The 19,423-nt window shown below is 73.9% G+C and carries 16 protein-coding genes; 5 read left to right on the top strand and 11 right to left on the bottom strand.

Features of this window, described 5'->3' with window-relative positions; all coding sequences use genetic code 11:
• Window positions 1–24: 24 nt before the first annotated feature.
• A complete protein-coding gene (locus IF06_RS0105695) occupies window positions 25–1,272 on the top strand; it encodes a phosphatidylserine decarboxylase (RefSeq protein ID WP_013473638.1) in 1,248 nt (415 codons plus the stop codon).
• A gap of 58 nt (window positions 1,273–1,330) precedes the next feature.
• On the opposite strand, the gene IF06_RS0105690 is transcribed toward IF06_RS0105695, so the two are convergent.
• From IF06_RS0105690 to IF06_RS0105680, 3 genes are all read right to left on the bottom strand, one after another.
• Window positions 1,331–2,245 carry a CDP-alcohol phosphatidyltransferase family protein gene (locus tag IF06_RS0105690; RefSeq protein WP_013288530.1) on the bottom strand — a complete coding sequence of 305 codons (915 nt, stop codon included), beginning with the start codon at window positions 2,243–2,245 and terminating at the stop codon, window positions 1,331–1,333.
• A 345-nt stretch (window positions 2,246–2,590) separates the two neighbouring features.
• Entirely contained in the window at window positions 2,591–3,502 is a 912-nt protein-coding gene (locus IF06_RS0105685) for an NUDIX hydrolase (protein WP_030269414.1), read from the bottom strand.
• Window positions 3,503–3,646: 144 nt separating this feature from the next.
• Complete coding sequence (locus tag IF06_RS0105680; protein WP_013288532.1) at window positions 3,647–4,594, bottom strand: NUDIX hydrolase; 948 nt, start codon at window positions 4,592–4,594, stop codon at window positions 3,647–3,649.
• Between the two features lie 144 nt (window positions 4,595–4,738).
• Here IF06_RS0105680 and IF06_RS0105675 point away from each other — a divergent pair, with 144 nt between their 5' ends.
• Entirely contained in the window at window positions 4,739–5,101 is a 363-nt protein-coding gene (locus tag IF06_RS0105675) for a PspC domain-containing protein (RefSeq protein ID WP_013288533.1), read from the top strand.
• A gap of 6 nt (window positions 5,102–5,107) precedes the next feature.
• On the opposite strand, the gene guaA is transcribed toward IF06_RS0105675, so the two are convergent.
• Both guaA and IF06_RS0105665 read right to left on the bottom strand, forming a co-directional pair.
• Complete coding sequence (gene guaA, locus IF06_RS0105670; RefSeq protein WP_030269412.1) at window positions 5,108–6,664, bottom strand: glutamine-hydrolyzing GMP synthase; 1,557 nt, start codon at window positions 6,662–6,664, stop codon at window positions 5,108–5,110.
• A 119-nt stretch (window positions 6,665–6,783) separates the two neighbouring features.
• Complete coding sequence (locus tag IF06_RS0105665; protein WP_013288535.1) at window positions 6,784–8,466, bottom strand: FAD-dependent oxidoreductase; 1,683 nt, start codon at window positions 8,464–8,466, stop codon at window positions 6,784–6,786.
• A 141-nt stretch (window positions 8,467–8,607) separates the two neighbouring features.
• Here IF06_RS0105665 and IF06_RS0105660 point away from each other — a divergent pair, with 141 nt between their 5' ends.
• Complete coding sequence (locus tag IF06_RS0105660) at window positions 8,608–9,708, top strand: LCP family protein (protein WP_013288536.1); 1,101 nt, start codon at window positions 8,608–8,610, stop codon at window positions 9,706–9,708.
• 5 nt (window positions 9,709–9,713) lie between these two features.
• Here IF06_RS0105660 and IF06_RS0105655 read toward each other — a convergent pair whose 3' ends face one another.
• The 4 genes from IF06_RS0105655 to guaB form a co-directional block, all read right to left on the bottom strand.
• Window positions 9,714–11,171, bottom strand: coding sequence for a M1 family metallopeptidase (locus tag IF06_RS0105655; RefSeq protein WP_013288537.1), 1,458 nt, complete (start codon window positions 11,169–11,171; stop codon window positions 9,714–9,716).
• 89 nt (window positions 11,172–11,260) lie between these two features.
• Complete coding sequence (locus IF06_RS0105650) at window positions 11,261–12,655, bottom strand: M1 family metallopeptidase (protein ID WP_030269410.1); 1,395 nt, start codon at window positions 12,653–12,655, stop codon at window positions 11,261–11,263.
• Window positions 12,656–12,753: 98 nt separating this feature from the next.
• A complete protein-coding gene (locus IF06_RS0105645; protein ID WP_013288539.1) occupies window positions 12,754–13,872 on the bottom strand; it encodes a GuaB3 family IMP dehydrogenase-related protein in 1,119 nt (372 codons plus the stop codon).
• A gap of 31 nt (window positions 13,873–13,903) precedes the next feature.
• Window positions 13,904–15,466, bottom strand: a complete 1,563-nt coding sequence (gene guaB, locus IF06_RS0105640; protein WP_030269408.1) for an IMP dehydrogenase — start codon at window positions 15,464–15,466, stop codon at window positions 13,904–13,906.
• Window positions 15,467–15,663: 197 nt separating this feature from the next.
• Here guaB and IF06_RS0105635 point away from each other — a divergent pair, with 197 nt between their 5' ends.
• The gene (locus IF06_RS0105635) at window positions 15,664–16,068 is read left to right on the top strand and encodes a DUF5319 domain-containing protein (protein WP_013288541.1); all 405 of its coding nucleotides are present in this window, start codon (window positions 15,664–15,666) and stop codon (window positions 16,066–16,068) included.
• Window positions 16,069–16,080: 12 nt separating this feature from the next.
• On the opposite strand, the gene IF06_RS0105630 is transcribed toward IF06_RS0105635, so the two are convergent.
• On the bottom strand, window positions 16,081–16,899 hold the full coding sequence (locus tag IF06_RS0105630) for a helix-turn-helix transcriptional regulator (protein WP_013288542.1): 819 nt from the start codon (window positions 16,897–16,899) through the stop codon (window positions 16,081–16,083).
• A gap of 252 nt (window positions 16,900–17,151) precedes the next feature.
• On the opposite strand from IF06_RS0105630, the gene IF06_RS0105625 reads away from it, so the two are divergent.
• Window positions 17,152–17,535, top strand: a complete 384-nt coding sequence (locus IF06_RS0105625) for a WhiB family transcriptional regulator (RefSeq protein ID WP_013288543.1) — start codon at window positions 17,152–17,154, stop codon at window positions 17,533–17,535.
• Window positions 17,536–17,706: 171 nt separating this feature from the next.
• On the opposite strand, the gene IF06_RS0105620 is transcribed toward IF06_RS0105625, so the two are convergent.
• Window positions 17,707–19,353, bottom strand: coding sequence for a sulfite oxidase (locus IF06_RS0105620; protein ID WP_030269406.1), 1,647 nt, complete (start codon window positions 19,351–19,353; stop codon window positions 17,707–17,709).
• Window positions 19,354–19,423 lie beyond the last annotated feature (70 nt).

Genomic DNA, 19,423 nt, shown 5'->3' with positions numbered 1-19,423 from the left:
TATCTCGTCAGGAGCCCGTCCGACATGACCCAGTCCCCCGCCGTGCGCGTCACCGCTCCCTCCGGTGCGGTCCGCATCGGCGAGCGCGCCGCCCGCACGCTCGTCAGCGAGTTCGCCCGGCGTAACGACCCGAAGGCCGGCCTGCTGGTCGGCGCGACCCCGGAGTCCGCGGTGCTGGCCGCCGCGATCGAGGCGCTGCTCCCCGGCGACCGGCTCACAGTGGTGCCGGCGGAGGGCGCCGCGGCGGCCGCGCTGCGCGAACACGTGACCGCGCAGGGCCGCTGGGTCGCCGACCGGGTACGCGTGGTCGACACCCTCGCCGAGGCGGACGCCGCCGCGGTGGTGGTCGTCGCCGAGCCGTTCACCGGCACCGCGGACGAGGCGCGCGTCGCGATCGACGGGCTGGCGAAATACCTCGCCGAGGGCGCGGTGCTGAGCGTCGCCGCGCCGCTGTTCCGCACCGAGGGCGCCGACGGCGAGCTGGACCGGCAGGGCGTGCTGCACGGCGTACGCACCGACCTGGTGCTGCGCAACACCCCGCCGGTACGCGTGCACCACCTGCGGTTCACCCCGGCGCCGGTCGCGCTCGCGGCCTCGCTGTCCCCTGCGTACCGGCCGTCGAGCGTGCCGCTGACCCGGGGCATGCACATCGACTCGAACGGGGTGGCCGCGGCCGGCATCACGCTCGGCCTGGCCGCTCTGGCCCGGGCCGCGCGGCCGAAGTCGAAGCTCTGGCTGCTGCCGGCGCTGGCCGCCGCGCCGGTGGCCGCGTTCTTCCGCGACCCGGAGCGGGACGTGCCGGAGGACCCGTCGGCGGTGGTCGCCTCGGCGGACGGTCAGGTGCTGTCCGTGCAGCGCCTTCAGGACGAGCGCTTCGGTGACGGCGAGTGGCTGCGGATCGCGGTCTTCCTGTCGGTGCTGGACGTGCACGTCAACCGCGCTCCGGTGGCCGGCAAGGTGGTCGACTACTTCGTCGCCGACGGCGGGTTCGTCAACGCCATGAAGCCGGACGCCGAGCACAACGTGGCGGCGTACACGGTGCTGGACACCGACCACGGCACCGTGGTGGTGGCGCAGCGCACCGGGCTGATCGCCCGCCGGATCGTGCAGCGGGCGCCCGTGGGTTCGCTGCTGGCCCGGGGTGAGCGCTTCGGCCTGATCCGGTTCGGCTCGCGTACCGACGTCTACCTGCCGGCCGACGCCGCGGACCCGCTCGTCGGGCCGGGCGACAAGGTGGTCGGCGGCGCGACGGTGATCGCCCGCTGGCGCTGAGCGCCGGACATGAGAGAAGGGGCGCCGCTCTCGCGGCGCCCCTTCTGTCGTTCTCGGGTCAGGCGGTACGGCGCTGGTGCAGCCAGAGCAGCGGCCCGCTGACCAGGTAGCCCACCACCACGAGGGCGAACGTGAGCCGGATGTCGACGAGCGCGCCGACCACCGGGGCCAGCCAGAGCCACGGCGGCAGCTTCAGCAGCCGGGCGAGCTTCGCATACGGGAAGCTGGACACCATGGCGAAGGCGAGCAGCGCCACGCCGGCCACCATGACCAGGCCGGGGACCGGCACGCCGATGGCCACGGTCAGGGCGAGCACTGCCGCCGCCATGGTGGTCGGCACGCCGCAGAAGAAGCGGCCGTCCTTCGGCGAGACGTTGAACCGGGCGAGCCGGACGGCCGCGCACGCGGCGACGAGCGCGCAGGAGACCGCGGCGGCCGCGGGCGGCGCCGAACCGGCGAGCGAGGCGTAGACCACGACCGGCGCGGCGAGGCCGAACGAGCACATGTCGGCGAGCGAGTCCATCTGCGCGCCGAACGGGCTGGCCACACCGAGCTTGCGGGCCAGCGCGCCGTCGAGGCCGTCGAACGCGACGCACGCGATCAGGCAGATCGCGGCGATCTGCACCTCACCGCGCATGGCCAGGAAGATGGCCAGCATGCCGAGCATGAGGCTGCTCAGCGTGCACGCGTTGACGAGCGCGAACTTGGCCCGGCGGGCGGCGGTGCGCTCACCCGGCAGGAGCGGGATCGACATCGCCGGGGACTCGTCGTCGACGGGTGTCGCCGGGGGAAGCGCCGGGCTGATGGGCCGTACCGCTTCGATGTCGGTGTCGAGCCGGCCGTAGCGGAGGCGCTGGCGGTCGGCGTAACGGTGGTCGGGGGTGACCAGGTCGGTCCCGGAGACGGCCGCGCCGTCCCGGCGGCCCACCCGGACCAGCAGCACCTGGCGGGCGAACGTACTGCTGCGGCGCAACCTGCCCGCCCAGCGACGCCCTGCGGGGCGCGGACTGTCAGTCGTACGACGCCGGCGCCATGGGGCTCTCGGCACGTTTCCTCCATCACCGGATCGGCTGGCCGCCCACTGCGGGGCGGGTGTCCGGCTGTCTCGTGCCGGACCTTTCGGGTCCGGCAGCCCTTTTGCGGAGTACACCATTGCACAGGGGACAGGGGCTTGGCGATAGCTGCCGGCGGTACTTATATCTCCCTTAACCGCGCGAACCGCCCACTCATTCCCATCTCGGGCCTCAACGCCCGTTTTCGTCGGTCAGCCGTACTTCCGACTGTACCGGAGGTCACCCAGGGCGGCTCGGCGAGCGATTCAGCTCACCCGCTGCCCGGTGGCCCGGGCCGCCACGTCGGTCATCGACAGACCGGTGACCTGCTCCGGGGCGAACCAGGCGGCCCGTGCGGTGGAGCCGCCGGCCAGCTCGGTCACCACCGCGTCGGTCGGCGCGTCCACGCGTACCCGGTAGATCACCCGGACGCCGTGCCAGTCCAGCGGGCGGCCCTCCGGGCCGAGCGCGGCCGGGTTGTGCAGGTTGTCCACGGCGATCAGGTCGACCACCCGGCCCAGCTGCCCGGCCTCCTCGACCAGCTCGCGCAGCAGCCCGGCGGCCGGCTGCTCGCCGTGGTCGGTGCCGCCACCGGGCAGGTGCCAGCGGCCCGCGCCCGGGTACCCGTCGGCGATCATGGTGAGCAGCACCCGGTCGGCCGGGTCGGTGACCAGCCCGTACGCGGCGAAGCGCTGCCGGCGGTCGACGGACGGCCCGGCCGGCCCGGCGGGCAGCGCCCGGGGCAGGTCGGCCGACAGCGGAGTCACAGGCAGGCCGAGCAGCTCGGCGGTGAACGGCATCAGCTGCCGGGCGGCTGCCTCGTCGGGCGTGAACCAGCCGACCTCGTCGCTGCCACCGGCCAGCTCCGGCCGCAGCCGCCCGCCGCGCGCCTCGACCTCGAAGACCAACCGATCGGTGTGCAGCGCGATCCCCAGGTCGGCGAACGCGGCCACGTCGGCCACCGCGGCCCGGATCGCGCCGGGCGCGACGGTCAGGCCGGTCTCCTCGGCGAACTCGCGTACCACCGTGTCGGCCGGGTGCTCGGCGTGCTCGACGCCGCCGCCGGGCAACTGCCACACCCCCGGGTACGGGCACCTCGCCGAACCGCGCGCCAGCAACACCCGCCCGTCGGAGTCCCGCAGCACCCCGTAGGCCCCGACCCGCCGCCGCTGCTCCACAGCACCCTCCCCCGCCCGCGCGCCCCCGCGCTCTCCCCGCGCCCCACTCCGTCGATCATGAGGTTAGCGGTACCGAGGCGGACATTTCGCGCCGTCAACTTCATGATCGCCGGGGTGGACGCCCGGAGGGCGGGGGTGGGTGGGTCAGAGGAGGTGGGCGGCCTGGACTGCTTCGGCCGTCACCTCGGTGAGGCGGTCGGTGGGGAGGGCGCCGAGTTCCTCGCGGCGGAACCAGCGGGCCTCGCAGGTCGAACCGCCGATGTCGGCAACGGTGGGCGGCGCGGGCTGGTCGACGACCACCCGGTAGAAGGCGCGTACGCCGTGCCAGTCGATCGGGTAGCCCTCCGGGCCGAGCGAGGCGGCGTCCCGGTGGCTGGCCACCCCGAGCAGCTCGACCAGGCGGCCGGTCTGGCCGGTCTCCTCGACCAGTTCCCGGATCAGCGCCGCGCCCGGCTGCTCGCCGTAGTCGGTGCCGCCGCCGGGCAGGTGCCAGCAGCCGGCGCCCGGGTAGCCGTCGGACACCCGGGTCAGCAGCACCCGCTCCTCCGGGTCGGTCACCACCGCGTACGCGGCGAAACGCTGCGCCCGGTGCAGCCCGTCCGGGCCGGGGACGGCGTAGAACGAGGGGAACTCGGGCACCTCCTCCGGCACGATGTCGTCGGTGGAGGTGGGCAGGCCCAGGGCGCGTGCGGTGAACGACCGCAGCGGCAGCTCCCGGGCCTCGTCGAGGGTGAACCAGCGGGCCAGGTCGGTCGGGCGGTCGACCCGCTCGGTGAGCGTCCCGCCGCGGACCGACACGGTGTAGAGAAGCCGGTCGGTGTGGATCGTGATGTGCCGCTCGGGCAGCGCCCGCATGTCGGCGAGCACGTCCTGGAGGCCGGCGACCGCCACCGAGAGCCCGGTCTCGGCAGCGGTCTCCCGGACGACCGTGTGTTTGGGGTCCTCACCGTGGTCGACCGCTCCTCCGGGGAGCGACCAGGTGCCGGGGGTGCCGGAGCGCTCCGATGCGCGGACCAGCAACACTCGGCCGTTTGAGTCAGCACAAACTGCGTATGCCGCGATCCTGCGGAGCGGCTCCAGCGAGGTGGTCACGGGAGCAAATTCTCCCCGTAGCGGGTTACCGACATCGAAAAGAGTCAGATTCCTGACTCTCCGCTGGCGTCTCAGGGGCAGCTCAGGGTAGGCGTCCGGGCGGTCACCGAGGTCGCCCGCCGCGGCGCGCGGGACCGTTGACACATGACCTTCCCGAACCCCTCCCAGGCCCCGTACAAGCAGCTCCGCCGGCCGGTCAGCGACCGCATGATCGCCGGTGTGGCGAGCGGCCTCGGCCGCTACTTCGCCGCCGACCCCACGCTGATCCGGGTGATCTTCGCGACCGCCACCGTGCTCACCGGCGGGCTCGCCGCGCTCGCGTACCCGATCATGTGGTTCCTGATGCCCGAGGAGCCGGCCGGCGCGCCCGCCTGGCCGCACCCGCCGGGCACCGCGCCGGGCTGGCCGCCGGTCCCGCCGGCCGGGCCGGTCCCGCCGGCTACGCCGACCGAGCCGCGGACGCCGGGCGGGCCGCAGGCCGGCCCGCAGACGCCGCCCGCGGCCTGAGCCGCGTCACTCCCACTCGATGGTGCCCGGCGGCTTGCTGGTGACGTCCAGGACCACGCGGTTGACCTCGGCGACCTCGTTGGTGATCCGGGTGGAGATCCGGGCCACCACGTCGTAGGGCAGCCGGGACCAGTCGGCGGTCATCGCGTCCTCGCTGGAGACCGGGCGCAGCACCACCGGGTGGCCGTAGGTGCGCCCGTCGCCCTGCACCCCGACGCTGCGCACATCGGCCAGCAGCACCACCGGGAACTGCCAGACGCCCCGGTCCAGACCGGCCGCGGTCAGCTCCTGCCGGGCGATCAGGTCGGCCTTGCGGAGCACGGCGAGGCGCTCCTCGTCGACCGCGCCGATGATCCGGATGGCCAGGCCCGGACCGGGGAACGGGTGCCGCCACACCATCGCCTCGGGCAGTCCCAGCTCCAGGCCGATCGTGCGGACCTCGTCCTTGAACAGCGTGCGCAGCGGCTCGACCAGGGCGAACTTCAGGTCCTCGGGCAGGCCGCCGACGTTGTGGTGGCTCTTGATGTTGGCGGTGCCGGTGCCGCCGCCGGACTCCACCACGTCCGGGTAGAGCGTGCCCTGCACCAGGTATTCCACGTCGCCGTGCGCGGCGATCTCCCGGGCGGCGGCCTCGAAGACGCGGATGAACTCCCGGCCGATGATCTTGCGCTTCTGCTCCGGGTCGGTCACCCCGGCGAGCGCGCCGAGGAACCGCTCCCGCGCGTCGACCACCTTGAGCTTGATGCCGGTCGCCGCCACGTAGTCCTTCTCGACCTGCTCGGCCTCACCGGCCCGCAGCAGCCCGTGGTCCACGAACACGCAGGTGAGCTGGTCACCCACGGCACGGTGCACGAGCGCGGCGGCGACCGCCGAGTCGACACCGCCGGAGAGGCCGCAGATGACCTCCTTGTCGCCGATCTGCTCGCGGATCCGGGCGACCTGCTCGTCGATGATGTTCGACGGCGTCCACGTCGGCTCGATGCCGGCGATGTCGTACAGGAAGCGGCTGAGCATCTCCTGGCCGTGCGCGGTGTGCCCGACCTCCGGGTGGAACTGCACGCCGGCCCGGCGCCCGGCCAGATCCTCGAACGCGGCGACCGGGGCGCCCGCCGACTCGGCGGTCACGGTGAAGCCGTCCGGGGCCTCGGTGACGCAGTCGCCGTGGCTCATCCAGACCGGCAGGTCGGCCGGCAGGTCGCGCAGCAGCACACCGGGCTCGGTCAGGCGCGGGCGCAGCGGCGTGCCGCCGTACTCGCGGTTGCCGGTGCGCGCGACGGTGCCGCCGAGCGCCTGGGCCATGGCCTGGAAGCCGTAGCAGATGCCGAAGACCGGCACGCCGGCGTCGAACATCCCGGCGTCGATCTGCGGCGCGTCAGGCGCGTAGACGCTGGACGGGCCGCCGGACAGGATGATCGCGGCCGGGTTCTTGGCCAGCATCTCGGACACCGGCATGGAATGCGGGACGATCTCCGAGTAGACCTTCGCCTCGCGGACACGGCGCGCGATGAGCTGGGCGTACTGGGCTCCGAAGTCCACCACGAGGACGGGGCGAGGCGTGCTCATGTGCGCAAAGCCTACCGACAGTCACCGGCCGCGCGGACGCGCCCCGGCGGTGTGGCGGGGTGAACGTGTTAACAAGGGGCCCTTCCTCTACCGGAGGCGTTAAGAAGGGGCCCTTCCTTTCACCGCAGGGCGGCGGGGGCGTGCGCGGGGACGGCCGGCCGCCGCGGCGGGACCGGCTCGACCCGGGTGTACGCCGTGCCGAGCGCCGGGCGCGGGTCCGCCTCGCCCTTGTTCGGCCAGTACGACATGGCCCGCTCGGCCTGCGCGGTGATGGTCAGCGACGGGTTGACGCCCAGGTTCGCCGAGACCGCCGCGCCGTCCACCACGTGCAGCCCCGGGTGGCCGTACACCCGGTGCCAGGGGTCGATCACACCCTCGTCCGGGGTGGCGCCGATGACCGCGCCGCCGAGGATGTGCGCCGTCACCGGGATGTTGAACGGCTCGGTGACCGCCCCGCCGGGGGTGCCGCCGATCTCCTCGGCGAGCAGCCGGGCCGCCGTGTTGCCGGCCGGGATCCAGGTCGGGTTGGGCGCGCCGTGGCCGGGGCCGGAGACCAGCCGCCCCTTGCGGTAGCGGGTGGTCAGCGAGTTGTCGACCGACTGCATGACGAGCGCGATCACGGTGCGCTCGGACCAGCGGCGTACCGACAGCATCCGCGCGGCCAGCACGGGCTGCCGGACGATGCTCCCGAGCCAGCGCCGGACCCGGCGGGGGCCGCCGTCGACGAGCAGCGACTGGAGCAGGCCCATCGCGTTGGAGCCCTTGCCGTAGCGGACCGGCTCGATGTGGGTCTGCGCGTCGGGGTGGAACGAGCTGGTGATCGCCACCCCCTCGGTGAAGTCGAGGCCGCGCTTCCGGGCCGCGCCGGGCGCCACCGAGGCGCCGAGGATGGCCTCGGAGTTGGTGCGGGTCAGCTCGCCCAGCCGGGGCGAGAGCGCCGGCAGGGCACCCGTCGACTTCATCTCGTGCAGCAGCCGCTGGGTGCCGAGCGCGCCGGCCGCGAACACCACCTGGTCGGCGTGGATCACCTCGCGCCGCTTGCGCAGCCAGGCGCCGGTGCGCTCGGTGTGCACCGCGTAGCCGCCGGCCGGGTCCGGGCGTACGGCGGTGACCGTGGTCAGCGGGTGCACCTGCACACCGAGGCGCTCGGCCAGCCAGAGGTAGTTCTTCACGAGCGTGTTCTTGGCGCCGTGCCGGCAGCCGGTCATGCACGACCCGCAGTGGCTGCACCCGGTGCGGTCCGGCCCGGCCCCGCCGAAGTAGGGGTCGGCCACCCGCTCGCCGGGGCGCCCGATGTGCACCCCGACCGGCGTCGGGTGGTAGGTGTGCGCCACCCCCATCCGCTCGGCCACCGCGCGGACGGCCTGGTCCGCGCGGGTGTCGATCGGGTACGTGGTGACGCCGAGCATCCGCTTCGCCTGGTCGTAGTGGCGGGCCAGCTCGTCGCGCCAGTCGGTGATGTCCCGCCACTGCGGGTCGGCGTAGAACGCGTCGAGCGGCTCGTAGAGCGTGTTCGCGTAGACGAGTGACCCACCGCCGACCCCGGCGCCGGAGAGCACCAGCACGCCGCCTCCGGCCTTGCGGTCGGCCGAGCGCAGCAGCGTGATCCGCTGGAGCCCGAAGCAGCCGAGCCGGGGCGCCCAGAGGAACCGTCGCGCCCGCCAGGACGTACGCGGGAACTCGTCGTCGGCGAAGCGCCGCCCCGCCTCCAGGACGCCCACCGTGTAGCCCTTCTCGGCCAGCCGGAGCGCGGTGACGCTGCCGCCGAAGCCCGAACCGATGACGAGCACGTCGTAACGCATGAACGCATCATTACCGACCGGTAGCTATGGCGCCAGCAAGTGTTTTTCGCAGATCATGCAGAGCGCTCGATTCGCCGGGATTCCCGCCGCTGCAACCTCCGGCGGCCCCCGGCGCGTCGAACACCACGGGGAGGAACGAACGTGACGAGACGACGCCTGCTGGGCCTGGCCGCACTGGTGGCGGCGCTGCTGGTGGCCACCGGAGCGGTGGTGACCACCCGGCTGGTGGCGAACCGCCCGGCCGCCCCGGCCGCCGGCCCGAGCACCGCGCCGCCGGCCTCACCGACGCCCGCCCCGACCACCGCCAGCCCGGCACCCCCGCCCGGCGCCGACCTGAAGGGCCCGCTCAACCTGCTGCTCGTCGGCGTCGACACCCGGGTCAGCATCCCCGGCTGGGAGCCGCACGCCGACGCGGTGCTGCTGCTGCACGTACCGGCCGGGCTGGACAAGGCGTACCTGTTCTCGCTCCCCCGCGACCTGGTCGTGGACATCCCCGCCTACCCGAAGGCCCGCTACCCGGGCGGCCGGACCAAGCTCACCCACGCGATGAGCTACGGCAGCCGGGTGCCGGGCGACAAGCGCAACCCCAGCACCGCCCAGGGGTACGAGCTGCTGCGCACCACCGTCTCCCGCTACACCGGCCTGCGCATCGACGCCGGGGCGGTGATCACGTTCGGCGGCTTCGACAAGCTGGTGGACACGCTCGGCGGCGTGGACCTCTACGTCGACCAGCGGGTCGAGTCCCGGCACCGCCGCCCGGACGGCACCATGCGGACGCTGACCGGTGGCGGCTACACCGGGCCGCAGATGGTCTACGAGAAGGGCACCCGCCACCTGACCGGCTGGCAGGCGCTCGACTACGCGCGGCAGCGCTACACCGCGGGCGGCGACTACACCCGGCAACGGCACCAGCAGCAACTGCTCCGGGCGCTGGCCCGCAAGATCCTCGACCAGGGCACGGCCCGCGACCCGCAGCGGGTCGAGCAGGTGGTGGCCGCGCTGGGCAGGACCCTGGTGTACGCCGGGGGCGGCCGGAAGCTGATCGACTACGCGTACGTCCTGGGTGGCCTGCCGGCCGACCGGCTCACGCTCGTCGTGCTGCCCGGCGCCGGGGTGAGCAGCGGCGGCGCGTACCGGGGTGAGCAGCTCAAGCCGCTCGGCCGCGACTTCCTCACCGCGCTGCGCGGCGGGCGGGCCGACGCGTTCCTGGCCGCCCACCCGTCGCTGCGCGTCAAGAACTAGAGGCCCTACAGCGGCTTCGGGGCGGGCGGGCGCTCGGTGCCGTACAGCCACGGGTCGAAGACCTTCGCCAACTTCTTGCCGGAGATCCGCTCGGCCAGCGCCACGAAGTCGGCGGTGGTGGCGTTGCCGTTCTTCCGCTCCGCCGCCCAGGTGCGCAGGATGGTGAAGAACGCGGTGTCGCCCACCGCCACCCGCAGCGCGTGCACGGTCATCCCGCCCCGGTCGTAGACCGAACGGCTGAACAGGTTCGCCACGCCCGGCTTGCCCGGCGGCGTACGCCACACCTGACCGCCGGCGTTCGCGTACCTCTGCTCGAACATGCGCTGAACCGTGGTCGAGCCGCTGTGCTCGGCCCACAGCCACTCGGCGTACGTGGCCAGCCCTTCGTTGAGCCAGATGTCCTGCCAGCGCTGGATCGACACGCTGTTGCCGTACCACTGGTGGGCCAGCTCGTGCGCGACCACGCCGGTGTTGTCGCCCTGCCGGAAGAAGCTCGCCGAGTAGACCGGACGGCTCTGCGTCTCCAGCGCGTACCGGATCCGTTCGTCGGCGATCACCACGCCGCCGTACGAGTCGAACGGGTACGGCCCGAAGACGCTCTCCAGGTAGTCGGCGACCTCGACCGTGCGCGCGACGGACCGGTCCGGCGCCCCCTGGGCGACCTGCGTGGTGACCGCGCTGTAGACCGGCCGTCCCTTGTGCTGCCCGGTGGTGACCCGGAACTTCCCGATCGCCACAGTGGTGAGGTAACTGGCGGCCGGCGCGGTCTCCGACCACTTCCAGGTGGTCCAGGCGCCGCTGGTCGCCTTCCCCTTCGGCACGCCGTTGGAGACCGCCGTCAGTCCCTTCGGGACGGTGATCTCCATGTCGTAGGTGGCCTTGTCCGACGGGTGGTCGTTGACCGGGAACCAGGTGCTCGCCGACTCCGGCTGCCCGAGTGCGATCGCCCCGTCGACGGTGTGCAGCCAGCCGCCCTCGCCCAGCGCCTCGGTACGCAGCGCCTCCGGCCTGCCGTCGTACCGGATCTCGGCGGTGAACCCGTTGCCGGAGGTCAGCCCGATCGCCGGGGTGATCACCAGCTCGTCCTCGGTGCGGCTGTGCCGGGCGGCGGTGCCGTCCACAGTCACCGAGCGGACGGTCAGCCCGGCCAGGTCCAGGTTGAACGCGGACAGGTCGGCGGTCGCGGTGGCCCGCAGCGTGGTGGTGCCGCTGAGCTTGTCCGTCTCCGGGTCGTAGCGCACCTTCACCGTGTAGTGCGCGACGTCGTACCCGCCGTTGCCGTAGCTCGGGAAGTACGCGTCGCCGGCTCCGGCCGCGCCCGGCGCGAAGCTGCGCGAGGTCGCCGGCGCGGGACCGGCCGGGGACGACGGGCCCGGGTCCGGCTCGGCCGAACCGCAGCCGGCCAGCAGCAGCGTGCCGCAGGTCAGCAACCCGATCCGTCGTCGTGCGCCGCGCCGCGTCATCGCCTCGATCCCTCCCGGGGCCCGTTCGGCGGCCCCGCCCACGGGCCGCTCCGACCGCGGCAGCCTACCCAGCGGCGGTCACGCGTGCGTCACGGCAGTCCCGGTGGCGTGCCCCCGACCAGCCAGGCGTCCAGCAGCGCCCGCAGCGGCCGCCCGGACGTTCGTTCGGCGTACCCGATGAAATCGGCAGTGGTGACGTTGCCGTCGCGGTGCTGCGCCAGCCATCCGCGCAGCACCCGGTAGAACGCCTCGTCGCCCACCGCGCGGCGCAGCGCGTGCACCGCGAGCGCGCCCCGCTGGTAGACCGCGTCGCCGAACATCCCGGCCCGGCCCGGGTCGACTGTGGGCCTCGACCAGTCGGTGGCCGCGTAGCGCTCGACGACGGTCTGCGCCACTGTGCGCCCGCCGTCGTGCTCGGCCCAGAGCCATTCGGCGTACGTGGCGAAGCCCTCGTTGAGCCAGATGTCGCTCCACCGGGCCACCGAGACGCTGTCGCCGAACCACTGGTGCGCCAGCTCGTGCGCGACCACCTCGGTGTTCGGCCGGTCCCCGCGGAAGAACGCCGGCCCGTAGACCGGACGGCTCTGCGTCTCCAGCGCGTACCGGATGCGTTCGTCGGCGACCACCACGCCGCCGTACGCCTCGAACGGGTACGGGCCGAAGCGCGCGGCCAGGAAATCGGCGACCTCGCCGGTGCGGGCCACCGACGCGGCGGCCGGACCGTCCGCGGGCAGCGCCGCGGCGACGGCGGTGACCAGCGGCTTGCCGGCGTGGGTGCCGCTGCTGACCCGGTAGTCGCCGATCACCAGCGTGCTCAGATAGCTGGCCATCGGCGCGCGTTCCGCCCAGCGCCAGGTGGTCCAGCCGCCGCTTGAGGTCCTCCCCTCCGGCACGCCGTTCGACAGCGCGGCGAGGCCGTCCGGCACGGTGACCGCGAGGTCGTAGGTGGCCTTGTCCGACGGGTGGTCGTTGACCGGGTACCAGGTGCTCGCCGACTCCGGCTGACCGAGCGCTATCGCACCGTCCGGTGTGGCGTGGAATCCGCCGTCGCCCAGTTCGGCGTTCGGCAGCGGCTTCGGCACCCCGCCGTACGTGACCTCGACAGTGAACCGCCGCCCGGACGGCAGCCCGCCCGACGGGGTGACGATCAGCTCGGCGCCGTCGTGGCGGTGCTTCACCGCCTCGCCGTCCACCCGCACCCGCTCGACGTCCAGCCCGGCCAGGTCGAGCTGGAACCGGGACAGCGCCCGGGTGGCGGTGACGGTCAGCGTCGCGGTGCCGGTGAGCCGGTCGCCGGCCGGGTCGTACCGCACGTCCAGCGCGTAGTGGCCCACGTCGTAGCCGCCGTTGCCGGCCCCCGGCACGTACGGGTCACCGGCGTCCGCCGCGCCCGGCCGGAACCCGCTCTCGTCGCCGCCGGTGCACCCGCTCAGCGCGAACGCCGCCGCCACCAGCCCTGCCGCCCAGACCCGCCCCCGTCCCACCCGGCGAGCCTAGACGCGCGACGGCGCGGGCGGGGCCGGAACACGTCCGCGCCGCCGCCCGCGCCGCCGCGCGGTGCTCAGCCGATGCTCAGCGGTGCTCAGCGGTCGAGGACCAGCCCGACCTTCTGGAACTCCTTCAGGTCGCGGTAGCCGCACTTGGCCATCGCGCGGCGCAGGCCGCCGAAGAGGTTGAGCTGGCCGTCCGGCTCGTCGGCCGGGCCGAACAGCAGCTTCTCCATCGAGCCGAGCGGCTCACCGGCCACCTCGAACGCCCCACGGGGCAGCGACGGGTGGCTGGCCGCGGAGTGCCACCAGGCGCCCCCGGCCGGCGCCTCCTCGCACAACGACAGTGGCTCGCCGAGCATCACCGCGTCCGCGCCGCACCCGAGCGCCTTGGCGATGTCGCCGGAGGTCTGCATGTCGCCGTCGGCGATCAGGTGCACGTACCGGCCGCCGGTCTCGTCCAGGTAGTCGCGGCGGGCAGCGGCGGCGTCGGCGATGGCGGTGGCCATCGGCACCCGGATGCCGAGCACCGACTCGGTGGTCGACCAGTCGTCGCCGCCGATGCCCACGATCACACCGGCCGCGCCGGTACGCATCAGGTGCAGCGCGGTCTTGTAGTCGGTGCACCCGCCGACGACGACCGGCAGGTCCAGGTCGGCGATGAACTCCTTGAGGTTGAGCGGCTCGTCGGTGGTGGAGACGTGCTCGGCCGAGACGAGCGTGCCCTGGATGACCAGGATGTCCACGCCGGCGTCGAGGATCACCGGGGCCAGCGCCAGGGTGTGCTGCGGGGAGACCCGTACCGCCACCGTGCCGCCGCCCTCACGCAGCTCGCGGACCCGCTCGGCGATCAGGTCGGGGCGGATCGGCTCGGCGTAGACCTCCTGGAGGCGCTTGGTCGCCCGCGCGTCCTCGCCGAGACCGGCCAGCTCCTCCAGGATCTTGGCCGGGTTCTCGTACCGGGTCCAGAGGCCCTCGACGTTGAGCACGCCGAGGCCGCCGAGCTGGCCGAGCCGGACCGCCGAGGCGGGGCTCATGGTCGCGTCCGAGGGGTGCGCGACGCAGGGGATGCCGAACTGGTACGCGTCGAGCTGCCACGCGGTGGAGACGTCGTCGACGTCCCGGGTGCGGCGGCTCGGCACGATGGCGATGTCGTCCAGGTGGTAGCCGCGCTGCGCGGTCTTGCCCAGCCCGATCTCGACCACGTCACGCATGGGGGACTCCAGGTGGTTTGGGGGTGGTGGTTCAGCGGGAGTGGTAGTTGGGCGCCTCGACGGTCATCTGGATGTCGTGCGGGTGGCTCTCCTTGAGCCCGGCCGCGGTGATCCGGATGAGCTGGCCGCGCCGGTGCAGCTCCGGGATGCTCTCCGCGCCCACGTACCCCATCGCGGCGCGCAGCCCGCCGATGAGCTGGTGGGCGACGGCGGAGAGCGGCCCCCGGTAGGGCACCTGACCCTCGACGCCCTCCGGGACGAGCTTGTCCTCGGCGAGCACGTCCTGCTGGAAGTAGCGGTCCTTGGAGTAGGACTTGCCCTGGCCGCGCGACTGCATCGCGCCGAGCGAGCCCATCCCCCGGTACGCCTTGTACTGCTTGCCGTTGATGAAGATCAGCTCGCCGGGGCTCTCCTCGCAGCCTGCGAGCAGGCTGCCGAGCATCACCGTGTCGGCGCCGGCGACGAGCGCCTTGGCGATGTCGCCCGAGTACTGGATGCCGCCGTCACCGATGACCGGCACACCGGCCGGGCCGGCGGCGCGGGCCGCCTCCATGATCGCGGTGATCTGCGGTACGCCCACACCGGCCACGATCCGGGTGGTGCAGATGGCGCCCGGGCCGACGCCCACCTTCACGCCGTCCGCACCGGCCTCGACGAGCGCCTTCGCGCCCGCGTACGTGGCGATGTTGCCGCCCACGATGTCGATGGAGACGTCCCGCTTGAGCCGGGCGACCATCTCCAGCACGGCGCGCTGGTGGCCGTGCGCGGTGTCGACGATGACGACGTCCACGCCGGCGTCGACCAGGGCACGGGCGCGCTTGTAGCCGTCCTCGCCGACACCGACCGCTGCGGCGACCCGGAGCCGGCCCGCGTCGTCCTTGGTGGCGTTCGGGTACTGCTCGCTCTTGGTGAAGTCCTTGACCGTGATCAGGCCGCGCAGCTTGCCGCCCGCGTCCACGATCGGCAGCTTCTCGATCTTGTGCTGGCGCAGCAGGCCGAGCGCGTCGTCCTTGCTCACGCCGACCGGGGCGGTGATCAGCGGGGTGCGGGTCATGATCTCGCGCACCGGCGTGGCCGGGTCGGAGACGAACCGCATGTCGCGGTTGGTGACGATGCCGACCAGCTGGCCCTGCCCGTCCACCACCGGCACGCCGGAGATGCGGTAGCGCCCGCAGAGCGCGTCGACCTCGCGCAGCGTGTCGTCCGGGCTGGCCGTCACCGGGTTGGTGATCATGCCGGACTCGGAGCGCTTCACCAGGTCGACCTGGAGCGCCTGGTCCTCGACGGAGAGGTTGCGGTGCAGCACGCCGATGCCGCCCTGGCGTGCCATGGCGATCGCCATCCGCGCCTCGGTGACGGTGTCCATCGCGCTGGACAGCAGCGGCACGGTCAGCTCGATGTTGCGGGTGAGGCGGGTGCGGGTGTTGACGCGGCTGGGCACGACGTCCGACTCGCCCGGCTGGAGCAGGACGTCGTCGAAGGTCAGCCCGAGCGGCACCACCCGGGCCGAACCGGCCGGCAGCTCGGGCAGATGGCCACCCAACTCCCCGCCGTCGGTGCCGGCCGGGATCTCGGTGCTGGGCGAATTCTCCACGATTGCTCCCCTGAGCTGGTCGTACGGGCTGCAGCGAGGCGGCGCGCGGGGGCACCGGCAGGCGCCTGGTGACGGCGCGTCGCCTCATCGTACCCACTTGCCCGTCCGCGCCCGGGAAGCGGCGGGCCCGAGGGTAGGCCGGGCCACAGCACGGGCTGGGGCGGGCTTTCCTGCGGCGCGGGGTCTACGGTGAAGGGGTGCACGACGAGCCCATCGACCCGTTCAACGGCGACCCGGCCGATCCGGCTGCCGGCCTGCACGATCCCGGCGACGACGACGCGCTCGACCCGCTGAGCGAGGTCGAGCGCCAGGACGTCCTGGAGGATCTCGCCGATCTGGAGATCTACCAGGCGTTGCTCCAGCCGATCGGCGTGCGCGGCCTGGTGATCGAGTGCGAAGACTGCCGCGAGCCGCACTACTTCGACTGGGACCTGCTGCGCGGCAACCTGCGCCACCTGCTCAACTCGGGGCGTCCCCGGGTGCACGAGCCGGCCTACGACCCCGACCCGGACCACTACGTGAGCTGGGACTACGCCCGCGGCTACGCCGACGGCGTGCACGACACGCTCACCGAGGGCACCGACGACTCCGCGCAGGAGTGATCCCCGCGCGGGTCAGGCGACCAGGCCGGCCCGGAACCCGGCCGCCACGGCGTGCGCCCGGTCGCGCGCGCCGAGCTTGCGGAACAGCCGCCGGGCGTGCGTCTTGACCGTGTCCTCGGAGACGAACAGCTCCCGCCCGATCTCCGCGTTGCTCTTGCCCTCGGCCATGCCGAGCAGCACCTGAAGCTCCCGCTCGGTCAGCCCGATCGCGCTGCGCGGCGACCGCGCCGGCCGCTGGGCCGCACCGGGCCGGGGCGCCTCCGCGCCGTCGGCCGCCGCCGGGTCGTCCGGGTCCTCACCCCGCTGCACGGGCACCACTGTGGGCAGGCCCGCCGCGTCCACCGGCGCCGTCGCCGGCCAGCCGGGCCCACCCTGGGTACGCCCCGGCGCCGCCGGCCGGGTCGGCCCGCCCACAGCCGCCGCGTCCCGGGCGGTGTCCGCCACCCGGTGCCTGTTGCTCCGCCCGGGGGCGGAGAGCAGCAGCAGCGCCTTGGCGACCGCGCTGGTCAGGTCGTGGTCGGCGTTCTGGATCAGTCCGCGCGCCCCGGCGCTGATGGTGGCCGCCGCCGACTCCGACTCCTCGGCGCCGAGCAGCAGCACCGCAGCCTGCGGGGCACGGGCCAGCACCCGCCGGACGAAGCCGGCGCTGTCCGGACGGGTCAGGGCGGTGTCGGCGAGCACCACGTCCACCGGGCGCTCGGCGAGCCGCAACATCACCTCCGGATCGGAGACGGCCGTCCGGACGACGCCGGACAGCCCGAGCCGCGCCGCCGCGGAGGTCAGATGCTGGGCCGCCAATGGTGTCCGAACGCACACAAGAACACTACGCACAGTGGTCTCCTCTCCGACTCAGAGCAGACCATGCGGAGGTGGGCTCGGGAGGGGGTTCCGGGCAATCATCCGAACTTTTCCGACAGATGGGGCATATGCCGCCGAGTGTCCGAGGTTTTCGATCACAGATGTGTGAGCCGCGGACCGCTCGGGTACCGAGGGGTTCATCCGGAACCGGCATCCCGCGCGGACCGCCGCCCGGTAGCTGGCAACGAACATTCTCCGCGGTGCCGCGCGGGAGGAGGGGTGCTGATGTCGAACGTACGTAGGCTGCCTGGACCGATCGACGAGCTCTGGGACTGGCAGCGGCTCGGAGCCTGCCGTGGCCGCGACAGCGCGCAGTTCTTCCACCCGGACGGCGAGCGCGGCTCCTCCCGGCTGCGCCGCGAGATGGGTGCCAAGTCGGTCTGCCGTGCCTGCCCGGTACGCGCCGAGTGCGCCGCCCACGCGCTCTCCGTACGCGAGCCGTACGGCGTCTGGGGCGGGTTCAGCGAGTCCGAGCGGCTGCGGCTGCTCGCCCTCGGCTGGGAGGACCTGGCCGACCGCCGGCAGACCAAGGTGGACATCGCCCGGCTGGAGGCGCGCCTCGGCCGGCCGCACAACACCGCCGTGCCGGACCAGCGCAAGGTCGCCTGACCGGCTTCACGACCCCCGACGCCGCGCCCCGGACCCCCGGGGCGCGGCGTCGTGTCGTCCCGCCCCGGCCCCCGCGTGATCAACACCAGCTCGGCGAAATGGCCATATCGCGGAGCCTCTGATGCCACCACTTCGGGGAACTGGTGTTGATCTTTCGGGGTGGGGCGGTCGTCAGGTGACCGTGACCCGCACTGTGTGCCAGCCGGTCGCGCCGTCCGGGGCGACCGGGGCGCGCTGTTCCGTCTGGGTCTCACCGGTCGTGTCGGTCGCCCGCACCTGGAGCGTGTGCTCGCCCGGCGTCGCGTCCCACCGCCAGGACCACTGCACCCAGGTGTCCGCCGACACCGCCGGGGCCGGCGTCGCCTCCTGCCAGGGGCCGCCGTCGACGCGTACCTCGACGCGACGGATGCCGCGGTGCTGCGCCCACGCCACACCGGCCACGATCACCGGACCGGCGGCCGGGCGGCTGCGGGGCCGGGGCGTGTCGATCCGGGACTGCGTCTTGATCGGGCCCTGCGCGGACCAGCCGCGCGGCACCCAGTACGCGTCGAAGTCGGCGAAGCTGGTCAGCTCCAGCTCGGTGAGCCACTTGCAGGCCGACACGTACCCGTAGAGGCCGGGCACCACCATCCGCACCGGGAAGCCGTGCTGGATCGGCAGCGGCTCGCCGTTCATCCCGACCGCGAGCAGCGCGTCCCGCCCGTCGCGCAGCACTGAGGTGGGCGTGCCGCAGGTCCACCCGTCGACCGCGCGGCCCACCACCTGGTCCGCGCCCTCCTCCGGGCCGGCCTCGTCGAGCAGTTCCCTGATCGGTACGCCGAGCCAGCGCGCGTTGCCGATCAGGTCGCCGCCCACCTCGTTGGAGACGCAGGCGAGCGTCACGTACCGCTCGACCATCGGGCGGGCCAGCAGGTCGTCGAAGCTCAGCTCGATCGGGTTGCGCACCCGCCCGTGGATCCGCAGCCGCCAGGTGGCCGGGTCCACCTGCGGCACCACCAGCGCCGTGTCGATCCGGTAGAACTCCCGGTTCGGCGTCACGTACGGCGCGAGCCGGGGCAGTGACAGGTCGGCTCCGGCCGGCACCTGCGGGGCGGGCGCGGCCGGGGCGGGCAGCGTCACCGCCTCCCGGGCCGCCGACACGCCGCGCCGCCCGGCCAGCCAGTGCCCGCCCAGCCCGGCCACCGCCGCAGCGCCGGTGAGCAGCCCGGCGCCGCGCAGGAACCGCCGCCGCGACTCCGCGTCGTCGTCGTGCCGTACCGGCTCCCAGCCGCCCGGGGTCTTCTCCTCCCCCGCGAGCGCGGCGACCGCCGGAGGCGGCGCCGACGGCGGCCGGTCCGCCGCGTCGGCCCGGTCGCGCCCGGCCTGCTCCCGGCGTGCCGGGCCGGCGCCCAGCGGTCCGGCCACGAACGCCCAGAGCGTCAGCGCGCCGAGTCCGCCGCCGACCAGGGAGGGCAGCGCGTCGAACGCGTCAGCGCCGGCCCGGGTCAGCGCGGCGGCGACGCCGAGCACGGCGAACGCGGCGACGCCGGCCAGGCCGATCACCAGCCGCCGGGCCGCCGCCAGGCCGAGCAGCGCCCCGAAGGCGGCCAGCAGCAGCGCCGTCCCGACCAGCAGGGCGATCTTGTCGTACGTGCCGAAGACGTCGATGGCGAACTGCTTGACCGGCTCGGGTACGAGGTCGACGACGAGTCCGCCGACGGCGACGAGCGGCGCGGACCGGGGACCGGTCAGGACCGCCACGGGCTCGGCGGTGCCGAGTGCCACCACGGCGGCGACGACACCGGCCAGTGCCGCGCGGCGGCGGGAGAGGGTGCTCACGGCGTCCAGTCTGGTCGACCCGCCGGCCCGGCTGCCAATGTCGTCAGCGTTCCGTAAGGGCATACGCGTC

The organism is Micromonospora globosa (assembly GCF_000717585.1).
Taxonomy (GTDB): domain Bacteria; phylum Actinomycetota; class Actinomycetes; order Mycobacteriales; family Micromonosporaceae; genus Micromonospora; species Micromonospora aurantiaca.
The sequence above is the reverse complement of the archived record's forward strand: the minus strand, read 5'-3'. Positions and strand labels throughout refer to the sequence as shown.